Origin of the sequence: Bifidobacterium sp. M0307 (assembly GCF_016100445.1) — a bacterium.
In the GTDB taxonomy this organism is placed as follows: domain Bacteria; phylum Actinomycetota; class Actinomycetes; order Actinomycetales; family Bifidobacteriaceae; genus Bombiscardovia; species Bombiscardovia coryneformis.
Window position 1 is genome coordinate 855030 of the sequence record NZ_JACFSL010000001.1, and the last position, 13550, is coordinate 868579.

The following is a 13550-nucleotide window of genomic DNA, read 5'->3' on the forward strand; positions in this document are numbered from 1 at the left end:
TTTCAAGGTGTCACGTTCCGGCCAGAACAGCCGAAACCTGGGACCTTGCTCTACTACTTGGTGTACTGCTTGCAGGCCTTGAAGGCGCTGTAACCTGCATACTCGGCGGTGGAGCCCAGCTCCTCCTCGATCTCGAGCAGGCGGTTGTACTTGGCGATACGCTCACCACGGGCCGGAGCACCGGTCTTGATCTGGCGGGTGTTCTTGGCAACAGCCAGGTCGGAGATGGTGGTATCAGGAGTCTCACCGGAACGGTGGGAGACCATGGAGGTGAAGCCGTTTGCGGTGGCCAGCTCGATGGCGTCCAGCGTCTCGGTGACGGTACCGATCTGGTTCAGCTTGACCAGGAGGGAGTTGGCGGCCTTCAGGTCGATGCCCCTCTGGAGCCTCTTGGGGTTGGTGACCAGGAGGTCATCACCGACGAACTGCAGACGGTCGCCCATGGCGGCGGTGATCTTCTGCCAGGCGTTCCAATCCTCCTCGGCGAAGGGATCCTCGATGGAGACCAGCGGGTAACGCTCGACCAGGCCCTGGTAGTAGTCCAGCATGTAATCGGCATCACGATCGGCACCATCGAAGTGGTACTTGTCGGTGTCCTTGTTGTAGAACTCCGACGAGGCTACATCAAGGCAGAGGCCAATCTGCTTGCCGGGCTCATAGCCGGCGGCCTGAATGGCGTCGACGATGTACTTCAGGGAGTCCTCGTTGGACTTCATCTTGGGGGCGAAGCCACCCTCGTCACCCAGACCGGTATCGTGTCCGTCCTTCTTCAGGATGCCCTTGAGGGTGTGGTAGACCTCGACACCGGCGCGCAGGGCTTCACTGTAGGAATCGAAACCGTAGGGGGAGATCATGTACTCCTGGATGTCGGTGGCGAAGTCGGCGTGAGCGCCACCGTTCATGATGTTCATGTTGGGAACGGGCAGGATGTGTCCGTTGGTGCCGCCCAGGTAACGGTAGAGGGGCAGCTCGGCGGACTCGGCCGCAGCATAGAGAGCAGCGAGGGAGACGCCCAGGATGGCGTTGGCGCCCAGCTTGCCCTTGTTGGGGGTTCCATCGAGGTCGATCATGGTCTCGTCCAGGGCACGCTGGTCGCTGGCATCCATGCCGATGACGTTGGGGGCGATGGTCTCGTTGACCGCCTTGACGGCGTCCAGTACACCCTTGCCCATGTAACGCTTCTTGTCGCCGTCGCGACGCTCCCAGGCCTCGGCCTCACCGGTCGAAGCACCCGAGGGCACCAGGCCGTGGCCTTCTGCACCGTCTTCGGTCTGCAGGATGACCTCTACGGTCGGGTTTCCACGGGAATCAAGTATTTCGCGCGCATATACGCTTTCAATTGCTGCCACAACTGCTCCTTTAAGACTGTTGTTGTGATGTCTCCTACAGAATACTAGTTTTGTTGGACCAGATACAATACCAACCCGTTAGCGCTCACGCTCACAACTCTTCGTGGTGCCACGCCAGGTCATCCAGAAGCTGGTCAACCCATTCCACCATTTGGCCGGAATCCATCGGACCCGATCCCAGGGACCCTGCGAACGGGGCGGGAACCAGCAGCGTGCTGGTGACAGGTCGGTATTGGCATCCCTTGTAGATGCGCTCCATCCTCGACTGCAACGACTCCGGCAGATTCAAGGGTCTGACCCGGACACGCCCACCCTGGGTGGCAATCTCCGCGATGCCCAACTTCCGAGCCTTGGCCCGAAGCCGGGCAATGGCGAAGAGGGTGTCGAACTCGGCGGGCGGTTGACCGTATCGGTCGGTCAGTTCCTCATGAAGATCCTGGAGGTCCTGGTCGTTACGAGCCGACGCCAACTTCCTATAAGCCTCAAGACGGAGCTTGTCGGAGTCTATGTAATCCACCGGAACCGAGGCCTCGATGGGCAGGTCGATGCTGACGTTGACCGATGGGGCAGCCTGTGGTTCCTTGTACTCCTCAACGGCCTGGGAGACCATCCGGACGTATAGGTCGAACCCGACCCCCTCGATGTGTCCCGACTGCTCATCACCCAGGAGGTTACCCGTTCCGCGCAACTCCAGGTCCTTCATGGCCACATCGTATCCGGAACCCAGGGCCGTGCTCTGGGCGATGGTGGCCAGACGGTCATGAGCTGTCTGGGTCATGGGCTTGCTGGGATCATAGAGGAAGTAGGCGTAGGCGCGCTCACGGCCCCGGCCCACCCTGCCACGCAGCTGGTGCAGCTGAGAGAGGCCGAACCTATCGGCCCTGTCTACAATCAGGGTGTTGGCGTTGGGTATATCCAGACCGGTCTCGACGATGGTGGTGCAGACCAGGACGTCGATGTCGCGGCGCCAGAAGTCCTGGATGATTCCATCCAACTGCTTCTCCCCCATCTTGCCGTGGGCCACACCGACCCTGGCTTCAGGGACCAGTTCCTGGACCTTGGCCGACACCTTGCCGATATCCTCAACCCGGTTGTGGATGTAGAAGACCTGCCCACCGCGCAGGAGCTCACGACGGACGGCAGCCGTGACCTGGGCATCCTCATAGGCCCCGACGTAGGTCAGGACCGGCAGCCGGTCCTCAGGAGGCGTGGCGAGGGTGGACATCTCCCTGATTCCGGTCACTGCCATCTCCAAGGTACGGGGTATGGGGGTGGCGGAGAGGGAGAGGACATCGACGTTGGTCCTGATGGCCTTCAGGGTCTCCTTGTCTTCAACCCCGAAGCGTTGCTCCTCGTCGATGATCATCAGCCCAAGGTCCTCGAACCGGATCTTGGGGTTGAGGAGCTTGTGGGTGCCGATAACCACGTCGACACTCCCGTCGGCCAGTCCCGCCATGGTGGCCTGGTTCTCCTTGGCGGTCTGGAAGCGGCTCATGGCTGCTACATTGACCGGGAATCCCTCGAAGCGGTCGACGAAGGTCTGATGGTGCTGTTGAACCAGAAGAGTGGTCGGCACAAGAACCACGACCTGTTTGGAGTCCTGGACCGCCTTAAAGGCAGCCCTGATGGCAATCTCGGTCTTCCCGAAGCCCACGTCACCACAGATCAAGCGGTCCATCGGCACCGGGCGTTCCATGTCGGCCTTGACTTCATCGATGGTGGTCAGCTGATCGGGGGTCTCCTGGAAGGGGAAGGCATCCTCAAGTTCCTTCTGCCAGGGTGTATCCGGGCTGAAGGCAAATCCCTTGGTTCGCTGGCGCGCGGAATAGAGCTTGACCAGGCCCTGGGCTATCTGGTGAACGTGCTTCCGCGCCTTGGCCTTGGTGGCCGACCAGTCCGAACCGCCGAGCTTGTTGAGCTTCGGTATCTCTGCACCGATGTACTTGCTGACCTGATCCAGCTGGTCGGCCGGAACGAAGAGCTTGTCGGGTGGAGCATTGCGCTTGCTCGGAGCGTATTCCAGAACCAGATACTCTCGGCTGCCCTTCGTGGGGCCATTGCCGATGGTCCTTTGCCTCATGCCCAGGTACTTTCCGATGCCATGCTGATCATGCACCACGAAATCGCCTGGTTTGAGTTCGGTCAGGTCGATGGCCTTGCGTCGCCTGCCCGAGGTCTTCTGACCTGCGGCCACACTGGTCCGACCAGTCAGGTCACGCTCGGTCAGGAGAGCCAGGCGAGCAGACGAATCGACGAATCCGTCAACGGCCATGGAGCGCAGATACTCCACCCCGGTAATACCAGCGGATTCCAGAGCCCGGCGTAGTCGACTCAGGGTCCCTTGGGCGGCTGCCGTGACCACAACCCGGTCGCCCGCCTTGGTCAGACCCATCAGGCCGGACCGGGCCTTATCCTCGTCCCCGCGGTATTCGTCAGGCGTCTGAGCGTCGAGGCGTTCCGCCCCCTCGCGGTCTGTGTCCACAGACAGCTCCGTCAGTTTCCAGACCTGGTGCTTGCTGAATTCCAGCGCGGAAATGATCTGGTCGTACTCCAGGAAACTGGCCTGGTCGAAGCTGATGGGGGCACCGGCTCCATGTCCCGAGGCCGCCACATGCCAGCTGGCCGCAAGAAACTCGTTCGCGGTCTTGGTCAGATCCTGGGCCGACCGGCGCAGGAGTTCGGGTTCGGAGAGGAGAACCAGGGCACTGTCGGGAAGCATGCTCTGCACCGGCACAAGGTCGGGCACCAGGGCAGGCAGGAGAGACTCCATGCCTTCGACCGGTATGGCCTGGGCGATGGACTCCAACATGTCATCAGCGTTGGGGATGCTCCCAATCAGGGCCTTGGCCCGCTGCCGCACCTGGTCGGTCAGCTGTAGTTCACGACATGGAGGAGCCCAGATCCGATCCAGCCCATCGCCGAAGGTGCGTTGATCCGAAGCATGGAATGAACGGATGGTGTCAACCTCATCGCCGAAGAACTCAATGCGAACGGGGTGGGGCATGGTGGGCACGAAGACATCCAGGATGCCTCCCCTGACGGCGAACTGGCCCCTCTCCATCACCAGGTCGACCCGGGTGTAAGCGTTACGGACCAAGGCTTCGGCGGCACGGCCCATATCCATCTCGGCACCGACCGTGAATACCAGGGGCTCCACGTCCTGAAGCCCCTTCACCACGGGTTGGAGAAGGGAACGGATGGGCATGACCAGAATCCTGATCGGTCCGAAGATCGGATCACCCTCTATGGGATGCGCCAGGCGGCGGAAAACCGCCATTCGCGAGGCCACCGTGTCAGCCCTGGGCGACAGGCGCTCGTGGGGCAGGGTCTCCCAGGCTTCCAGCGTGGCCACATCGTGGGGATCGCCCCCGTACCAGGACCTGATGGATCGGCCCATCTCCTGGGCATCATGCTCGGAGGGCACCACCATGACGACCGGCCCCTGCCCCGCGGCTGCCACGGCCAGGGCCGGGCGGGCACCCAATGGGGCCTGGACCAGAAGGGAGGGATCTATGTCCGAAGCGGGAGGCTCGATCTTCCCGTCGGCAAGTCGGGCAAAGGTCTCGTCATCAAAAAGAGGCTCAAGGAGGTCATGCAGGGCACCGTCCAGGGCAACGAGGTGCTCGGTCTCTCCCTGCCGGGAATCCTCTGAATCCGTGGTGTGATCAACGGCCATTGAACTGCTCCTGGGCCTGGGGAACCCCCTTGAAGACGATGGTCTCTGCCGCATCGGCTCCGTCAGCCAGGAAGTCCGGCAATTCACTGCGCTGGGCACCCGAGAACCCTCCCAGGACCCAGTCGACCGTCTTGCGGTGGGCATCCTGCCCGCGCTGGGCATGGCCCACCCCCAGCCGCACACGGGAGTACGCGTTACTGCCCAGGGACCGATCTATGGAACGGATGCCGTTGTGTCCGCCGGCAGATCCACCGGCCTTGACCTTGATTCTGCCGAATTCCAGGTCCATGTCGTCGTGAATGACCACGATATGGTTGGTGTCGATATGGTAATACGCACTGATGGAAGCCAGGGCGTTACCGGAATCGTTCATGAAAGTCAGCGGCTTGGCAAGAAGGAACTTGACCTGACGGGAATCCAGGTTCATGACCCCCCGTCCCAGCATGGCCAGACCCTTATGATCGGCGAAGGAGACGGACCACCGTTCGGCCAGGACATCGGCGCACATGAATCCCATGTTGTGGCGCGTTCCTTCGTACCTGCTCCCGGGATTGCCCAGTCCGGCTATAAGCCAGAAATCTGATGCCATGCCTGTACCTGCCTCCTGCTCTCGTCGGATCGTTGAGATTCTACACAGGATTCGCGACCGGTTCCCTTGTCCGGCAGCCTTGTTCACTCAGAGGGTGAGGACCCAGTAGGAGACATCGTGGACTTCATATCGGTCCGATGCCCCCTTCGGCAGAAGGCCGAACCTCCGGAACCCAAAATGCCCCAGAACACCCTTGGTGCCGGGGTTGTCATCAAAGATGACTGCGACGACCATTCGCATACCCGACTTCTTCGCCGCATCGATAAGGGCCCTTACCAGAACAGTGGCCAGGCCCCTCCCCCGGGCGGACCGGTCAACGTAATACCCCAGTTCGCAGGTATTCGCATAGCCCGGCCGGTCATAATACGAAGACAGGGAACCGAAAGCCTGCACTTCACCTTCGACCTCGACCACCATGACGGGATGCCCTTGGTCAGGCCGGTGAACGCGGAGCCAGTCACGACGGGCCTCCCGACTGACCGGCTCCAGGTCGGCGGTGGAACCTCCGTCGAGCACCGCCTGGTTGTATATCTCGGTAAGACGCCCCAGGTCCTGCTCACAGCAGAGCCGGATCAACGGGTCCTGGACCTGCGAATCGGACCCGGCGGCAGTCACTGCCTCTCGCCCTCCTGTTCGGTGGCCAGCTTCAGGGCCTCCTTCAGACGGTCCTGCGCCTCCCCATAGGCGCTGAAATCGCCCTTCTTCAAAGCCGCATCAGAATCGGACATGGCTTGATTGGCCTGATTCAGGGCCTGGCGCAGGGCCTCGGTGTTTCCTGAAGTCCCGGCTGAGGCAGGCTGGGAGGCGTTATGCCCCTCCCCGTCTCCGTCATCCTGGCCTTGTCCCGCAACCGACTGTGCAGCAGCCGATGTCTGTGCGGTGGCGTTCTCCGCATCCCCAGCAGCTGCGCCCGAGTTCCCCTTGAAGGTCTTGTTCAGCGCATCATCAAGGGTGGGGGCCGAGCTGACCTTGTCGCCGAAGGCCACAAGAACCCGCTTCAGGAGAGGGAAGCTGGTGGACCCACTGGACTGGACATAAACCGGTTGGATGTAGATGAGGCCCCCTCCTATCGGCAGGGTCAGGAGGTTGCCGCGTTTGACCTTGGTCGATCCCGACTGGAGCAGGTTCAACTCGGTGGAGACGGCCGCATCGGAATTGAAGTTGTTCTGCGCCTGTCCCGGCCCTGGAACATTGGAGTTCTTGGGGAGTTCCATCAGCCTGATTGTCCCGTAATCCGGCCCTATCACGCCCTTCCTGGAGCCCGCGTCCGAATCGACGGAGAGGAATCCCGTCAATATCTCACGGGTGGAGGTGCCTGCGGGAATGAAGGTCGAGGTCAGGGAGAAGGCCGGCTTATCGGTTCCCGGGGTCTGCAGGGTCAGGTAGTAGGGCGGCTGCTTGACCCCATCGTTCTGCTCCCTGCTGCTTCCTGTGGGATCGACGGGGGTCTGCCAGAAATCCTCCCCTGAGAAGAACTGGCTGGCCGAGTTGACGTGATACCGCGAGAGAAGCTGTCGTTGAACCTTGAAGAGGCTCTCCGGATAACGCATGTGACTCATCAGGTCACCCGAGATTTCCGAGAGCGGCTTGTATTGACCGGGGAACACCTGCTGCCAGGCCTTGAGTACCGGGTCGTCCTGGTCCCAGGCGTAGAGGTCGACGGAACCGTCATAGGCGTCGACAGTTGCCTTGACCGAGTTCCTGATGTAGTTGGCATCCTGTGATCCCAATCCTTTGACTGCCTCGGAACTCAGGGTGGTGGTGTCCTGGGTGATCGGCCCCAAATCGACCTTCTGCGAGTACGGATAGGCATCGGATGTGGTATATCCGTCCACAATCCACTTGACACGGCCGTCGACCACTGCAGGGTACACCCTGCCATCCAGGGTCAGATAGGGGGCGACCTTGGCCACCCTCTCCTTGGGTGAGCGATTGTAGAGAATCTGGGAGTCGGGGGTCACACGGTCCGAGAAGAGTATCTGGTCGGAGCCGAATCGGATGGCATACAGCACCCTGGACATGAAGTTGCCGACCGAGGGTCCGCCATCACCCTTGAAGGTATTGGTGGCCCCCTTCGAACCGGTCGGGTAATCGAACTCCCAACCACTCGCCCCCTCCGGCGCACCCACGATTGAATACTCGGGGGCATTGGGAGAGAAGTAAATCCTGGGTTCATAGTGCTGGGACTCGGTCAGTTTGCCCTTGGTGGGAATGTCCTGCTCGAAGAACTCGGGCTGCCCATCAGGGGTCACCTTGTTTCCGTAGGCCGCCACAATGCCATAACCGTGGGTGAAGACCGTATGGTCGTTGACCCAGTTGCGATTGTCGTTGCCCTCCAGATCCAGCTCCCTGGCACCGATGACCGTATCCTGGCTGATCCCGTCGATCTCATACTTGTCAACAGCAAGGGTGTCTTCGAAGGTGTAGTACTGCTTGGACTGCTGCAACTGGCGGAAGGTCGGGGAAACCACCTGGGGGTCGAGAAGTCTGATCTGCGCCGTGGTCTCTGCATCCTGCGACAGGGCTCCGGACTGAACCTCAGTGGTTGCGTCGTAGGACTCGTTTTTCAGGTTGGTAAGACCATAGGCCTGAGTGGTGGCCGCAATATTGCGCTGTATGTACTCCGACTCCATCTCCTGGGCATTCGGGCTGACACGGAATCGCTGGACCACTGCCGGCCAGACACCGGTCAGAAGAATGGCAACGACAATGGTGCCCGCAATGGAAATGACGGGCAGACGCCACTGCTTCACCGCCATCGCCACCGAATCCGCAGCAGGTCTGACCTCCGCCAGGGTCTTTGACCGGAGTATCCAGACCCCGAGAATGATCCCCAGTGCGGCAATCAGCACCGCCATGACCAGGGTGACGGGGATATTCGCCTTGACCGCGGTGTAGGAGGCGCCGGTAATCCTGTCACCTTCCTCGGTGAGCCTATTGAAAACGCCCAGGGCCGTCCTTCCACCCCAGACCAGCATGAACAGCATGAACCAGATGGCAACCTGCCTACGCGCACGACCCGTCATCGACAGGATGCCCTTCCCATCGACCGGCATGGTGAGCCTGATGCCCCCCATGAGGAAGTTGGTAACCAGGCTGAAGACCAGGGCGGCGAGAAGAATCATCATGACAGAGGAGGCGACCAGTTCCAGACCCGGCAGAACGAAAACGTAGAAGCCTGTATCAAGACCGAATTGGGGATCCTTGACGCCGAAGGACTGGGAATTGAAGAGGAGAAGAACCTGTTTCCAGTCCACATTGAACTGCGAACCGAAGAAGATGCCGACCACCAGGGAGACCACCACGGCAACCTTCAAGGCGCTCTTCGAAGATATGCCCTTGCCGACCTCTATCAGGTCACCCTTGACGCGGATCGTGGATCCGTCAGGAGAGTCCGGACGGGCTCGAATGGCCAGGATGGACGAGAAGAGGGTGACGGCCGCCAGTACAAGGGCATAGGCGACCCACAGTCCCACCTTGACGCCGAATTGGGTCCAGATAACCCGTCCGGCACCCAGTTGGGAGTACCACATGACATCCGTGATGAACCTGCTCAAGCCGAAGAGGAGGGCAAACACCACGAGAGCGATGGCAACAACCACAGCCAGAACCCTGGTCCCCTTGGAGGGACCACCTTCAGGCCTGCCTGACCTGGTAATCCGAGGAGCTGAGGGCCCTGAGAACCGGAACCCCCTGTCGGGGCCACGAGAGGTGGAACTCTCCTGGTCACCATCGGTCTGCACATCAAGGATGACCGGATCATCCTCATCCCGGCGACGACCCCGCTTATGGGAATCCTGGTCGGGATCGAACATGGCTCCGAACAAATCATAGAAAGACATAAACCAACCCTACCTGATGAGGCGGTCCTGTATGGCCTGTTCGTATACCTCCTCAACCTGGTCCGCTACCGAATGCACGTCATAGCGGCTCAAAAGCGCCGTCTGTCGCCTATGGATACCCCTGGCCCAGTCCGGATTCCCGAATACACGGGCGATTCGCTCGGCCAGGATGATCGGGGTCTGTGGGTCGTTGACCCTGACCAGGGCCTCTTCATCATCCTGGAGGGTGGAACGGTACCCCGGATTGTCACCTGCCAGAATCACCCCGGCCCCGGATGCCATAGCCTCCAGGAGGACGATACCGAAGGACTCCCCACCGGTGGATGGGAAGACGGCCAGGTCCGCGCTGGCCAACAGAGCCGGTTTGTCCGACTCGGTGACGAAGCCGGGAAAGTCAATCGGAGTGGCGAGGTCTTGGGCACGCTGTCGGCAGCGTTCCAGAAGGGGCCCTTTTCCGGCCATGGTCAGGTGAAGGCCCTCCGGCAGTATCCCCCGGCGTTCACCCTGAGCGATGGCCTCAATGAGCAGGTCGGCTCCCTTACGCGCAACGAACCTGCCCAGGAAGACCAGGTGCGGACCCTGACCATGCAGCCGATCGATGGATTCGGTCCCGGCTCGGTCCCTGTTGGCCCTGATAGCCGCGACATCAATGGGATTGGGGATGATTCGGCTTTCCACCCCAGCCGTGGTTCTGGCATAATCCGCAGCCACCTTGGAGACTGAAATCACCTGATCGATGCGACGGTGACTGCCGGCATTGATCCTCCCCAGAACCTGGCCTCCCTTAAGTTGCATGGTCCCGGTGGGTGCGATGTGGTAGGTGGCAACCAGGCCCGTACCAGGGTCGGCTCGTTTGATGACCCGCCCGGCCATCAGCGGGCTGTACGGCGCCTGGACGTGAAGAACATCAAAGCGCCCTTCATCCAGTACCTTTCTGATACCGCGGACCGGGGCCAGTAGGGGGATGCGCATCCTGTTCCCGTTGAAGGAGACCATCATGTTGCGCGACATGGAATGGACACCACCGACCGGAGGATGGGCGGTCTGTCCGACCAGATACTCCACGTGATGACCCCGTTCCCTGAGTGCCTTGCCCAGGGTGAGGATATGTTGCTGGACACCATCGAAGACGTCCAGGGTGTCATCGAACACGAACCCTATTCTCACTAGACTGCCCCATCATCCATATCCGGGCGCTCATCGCCCCTTCACCGAACTACCGGACCCGACTTGCCGTAACCGCTCCGATCAGGACCGGGCCCCAGCATCACCAGATTCCGCCGAAGTCCTGTCGCCCAAGGCCAGTTCGCGCCCCATCAGGGCCAGAGAAACCAGGTGCCTATCCGCCGCCTGTCTTGCCTCAGGTTCGTCATCGCCCGATCTGAGGTTGTCGATGTAGGTGAAGGAGACATCGCCCGCCTGGCAGTACTTGATAAAGGTCTGCTGGCGTATCTGATTGTCCAGGGCCTGACCGATGCCACTGGAGCGGTACCAGTCCTCTCCGCCCCCGCTGAGCATGACAATCCTGATGGTCTTGCCGGCCAAGGCGCCCGGTGTTCCATCGGCGTCATAGGAGAACCCGCGGCAGAGCACTCTGTCAAAAAAGCCCTTCATGATGGCGGGCATCGTGTACCAGTAAATGGGGAAGACCAAGGCCAGCGCGTCAGCATCGCGAATCCGCGACTGCATGGCCAGCACATCATCAGGCATGGGCCCACGTCCGAGATAGTGCTCGCGATCCTCCATGCCGTAAACCGGATTGAAGCCTTCTGCACAGAGGTCAATCAGCTCTGTTTGCGCTCCTCCTTCGGCCGCACCGTCCAACAGGGCATTGCCGGCCGCATTGGTCATGCTCAGGGGATCGGGATTTGCAGTGACAGCAACGATTTTCATGTAGCCCATCTCCTTGTACGTGATGCATGCGTTCGCGGGCCATTCCATCCAGCCAACATCCATGAGACTGGTGTCCGCGAGCGCGACGCTTTCTTCCATTCTGCGGCCAGGCAAAGACCAAAACGTGGAAAAACCCCGGCATGTCGAGGTGCTTGACATCTCTCCGGCCCCTACCTATCCTTATGGTCAGTCGGTAGGTGAAGCTACCGCATGGACACGGCCTGCTGCCGCAAAATGGTGGAGACACCCCGCGCAGGTCAACAGTCCCAGTCGGATCAAGGCTGGGACTAATGCAGAGCCAAATGCCATGCGAAGCCGAAGCTTGAACGATGACGACCCAGTCGGCCTTGCGCCGACTTCTGCATGCCATCCTCAAGGTTGCCGACAAAGACATCCGCACCTTGAAGGGAGGCCATAATGCGTCTACAGGCACCAATCATTCGACACACCATCACCCTGAACGATGACCGAAAACAGGCCTCCCCTGGCACCAGGATCCTGACCAGTTTCGCGGTTGCATTGGGAGCCATGGCCCTCCTCGGAGCCATCGCCTACATCCTTCCGGGTTTCTCGGCCCCGATCGGTCCGTCGGGCATACCCTCGCACGTATCGACGGATCCCGCCAACCTGCCCTATTACGCCCTCCGCTCCGTGTTCAGGATGTTCATCGCACTGGTGTTCTCCCTGATCTTCGCCTTCGTCTATGGGTTGGCGGCGGCCAGGTCCAAGCGTCTGGGAACCGTTCTGATCCCCCTGCTGGATATCCTCCAGTCGGTGCCGATTCTGGGTTTCCTCTCGGCGACCATCTCCATCTGGCTGGTCATCTTCCCCGGGTCGATCCTGGGTGTTGAGGCGGCATCCATCTTTGCCATCTTCACCAGCCAGGCATGGAACATGGCCTTCTCCTTCTACAACTCCCTGACCACGGAGCCGTCTGACCTGGATGAGGCGGTCAGAATTCTGCGACTGACCCGGTGGCAGCGCTTCTGGAAGCTGGATGTTCCCAACTCCATGATCCCCCTCCTCTGGAACTGCATGATGAGCGTGGGTGGGGGCTGGTTCTTCCTGACGGCCTCGGAGATGATTTCGGTGAACAACCGGACCCTGACCCTTCCCGGCATAGGTTCGTATGTGGAAGAGGCTGCCGGTGAGCAGAACCTGGGCCGGGTGGGCCTGGCCATCCTGACCATGATCATCGTGGTGGTCCTGATTGATTTCGTACTCTGGAAGCCACTGACCGCCTGGGCCGAGAAGTTCCGGTTGACCCAGAACCAGTCTTCGGAACCACGCAGGAGCCTGGTGCTGACGGTCCTTCGGCTCTCGGGAATCAACGATCAGCTGGCCCGCCTGGGGCGGCCGATTTCGACCGCTCTTGACAGGATCACCCGACCCCTGGGCAGGACCGGAGCCCGGTGGAAGGTCCAGAGCAGGAAGAGCCGTGCCGGCGACCTGATTTGGTATATCCTTGTCGGTCTGGCCTGCCTCTGGGGCATCTGGGAGCTCTTCGACCTGATCAAAACGACTGTGGGATACGGAGAGGTCGGTCATGCCCTCCTCCTGGGTTGCCTGACCTTCATCAGGGTGGTTGTCCTGATGGTGATCTGCTCCCTTATCTGGGTTCCGATCGGTGCCATCATCGGTATGAATCCGAAGATATCGCGGATCCTCCAGCCTGTGGTGCAGATCCTGGCCAGCTTCCCGGCCAACTTCATCTTCCCCTTCATCACCCTCATCTTCGTGGCCTGGAAAATCGACATCAACTGGGGAAGCATCTTCCTCATGGCCCTGGGTACCCAGTGGTACATCCTCTTCAATGTCATTGCAGGGGCTTCGGCCATTCCCGATGACCTCCTGGAGATGTCGCGCAGCCTCAGGCAAACCACCTGGCAGCGATGGAAGACCCTTATCCTCCCCGCCGTCTTCAGCTCCTGGTGCACAGGTGGCATTACGGCTGCCGGGGGTGCCTGGAACGCGTCCATCGTCTCCGAGGTGGTCACCTACGGAAAGACCGAACTGACCGCCAAGGGACTGGGTGCCTACATCGCACAGTTCACCGCCACCGGCGACATGACCCGGGTGATGGTGGGCGTGGTCGTGATGAGCGTTTTCGTTGTGGCGGTGGACCGCCTCTTCTGGACGCCCATGCAGAGCCTGGCCCGCCGACGCTACGCCCTGAACTGAAACAGAACAGACATATTGAA

The 13550-nt window shown here is 60.6% G+C and carries 8 protein-coding genes and 1 riboswitch; of the genes, 1 reads left to right on the plus strand and 7 read right to left on the minus strand.

The genetic code is table 11. The features are described from left to right. Positions 1-53: 53 nt before the first annotated feature. From eno to H3V08_RS03450, 7 genes are all read right to left on the minus strand, one after another. Positions 54-1349, minus strand: a complete 1296-nt coding sequence (gene eno, locus H3V08_RS03420) for a phosphopyruvate hydratase (protein WP_198181588.1) — start codon at positions 1347-1349, stop codon at positions 54-56. Between the two features lie 91 nt (positions 1350-1440). Continuing rightward, on the minus strand, positions 1441-5025 hold the full coding sequence (mfd, locus tag H3V08_RS03425; protein WP_198181589.1) for a transcription-repair coupling factor: 3585 nt from the start codon (positions 5023-5025) through the stop codon (positions 1441-1443). Beyond that, positions 5015-5614 carry an aminoacyl-tRNA hydrolase gene (pth, locus tag H3V08_RS03430; protein ID WP_033498538.1) on the minus strand — a complete coding sequence of 200 codons (600 nt, stop codon included), beginning with the start codon at positions 5612-5614 and terminating at the stop codon, positions 5015-5017. Before pth ends, mfd begins: the two co-directional genes overlap by 11 nt. Positions 5615-5701: 87 nt before the next feature. Next, positions 5702-6229, minus strand: a complete 528-nt coding sequence (locus H3V08_RS03435; RefSeq protein ID WP_198181590.1) for a GNAT family N-acetyltransferase — start codon at positions 6227-6229, stop codon at positions 5702-5704. Continuing rightward, positions 6226-9456, minus strand: coding sequence for a UPF0182 family membrane protein (locus tag H3V08_RS03440; RefSeq protein WP_198181591.1), 3231 nt, complete (start codon positions 9454-9456; stop codon positions 6226-6228). Before H3V08_RS03440 ends, H3V08_RS03435 begins: the two co-directional genes overlap by 4 nt. A gap of 9 nt (positions 9457-9465) precedes the next feature. Continuing rightward, complete coding sequence (locus tag H3V08_RS03445; RefSeq protein WP_332461769.1) at positions 9466-10608, minus strand: glycosyltransferase family 4 protein; 1143 nt, start codon at positions 10606-10608, stop codon at positions 9466-9468. 96 nt (positions 10609-10704) lie between these two features. Further along, positions 10705-11349 carry an NAD(P)H-dependent oxidoreductase gene (locus H3V08_RS03450; RefSeq protein WP_045921813.1) on the minus strand — a complete coding sequence of 215 codons (645 nt, stop codon included), beginning with the start codon at positions 11347-11349 and terminating at the stop codon, positions 10705-10707. 181 nt (positions 11350-11530) lie between these two features. Next, positions 11531-11690, plus strand: a riboswitch (M-box (ykoK) riboswitch). A gap of 76 nt (positions 11691-11766) precedes the next feature. Between H3V08_RS03450 and H3V08_RS03455 the strand changes: the two genes are divergently transcribed. Beyond that, positions 11767-13530, plus strand: coding sequence for an ABC transporter permease subunit (locus H3V08_RS03455; protein ID WP_198181593.1), 1764 nt, complete (start codon positions 11767-11769; stop codon positions 13528-13530). The last annotated feature ends 20 nt before the right edge of the window (positions 13531-13550 follow it).

What these genes read in the sequence shown, in the direction of transcription:
- mfd (WP_198181589.1), bottom strand. Translation starts at nt 5,025, where the DNA reads ATGGCCGTTGATCACACCACGGATTCAGAGGATTCCCGGCAGGGAGAG.
- pth (WP_033498538.1), bottom strand. Translation starts at nt 5,614, where the DNA reads ATGGCATCAGATTTCTGGCTTATAGCCGGACTGGGCAATCCCGGGAGC.
- H3V08_RS03440 (WP_198181591.1), bottom strand. Translation starts at nt 9,456, where the DNA reads ATGTCTTTCTATGATTTGTTCGGAGCCATGTTCGATCCCGACCAGGAT.
- H3V08_RS03450 (WP_045921813.1), bottom strand. Translation starts at nt 11,349, where the DNA reads ATGAAAATCGTTGCTGTCACTGCAAATCCCGATCCCCTGAGCATGACC.
- H3V08_RS03455 (WP_198181593.1), top strand. Translation starts at nt 11,767, where the DNA reads ATGCGTCTACAGGCACCAATCATTCGACACACCATCACCCTGAACGAT.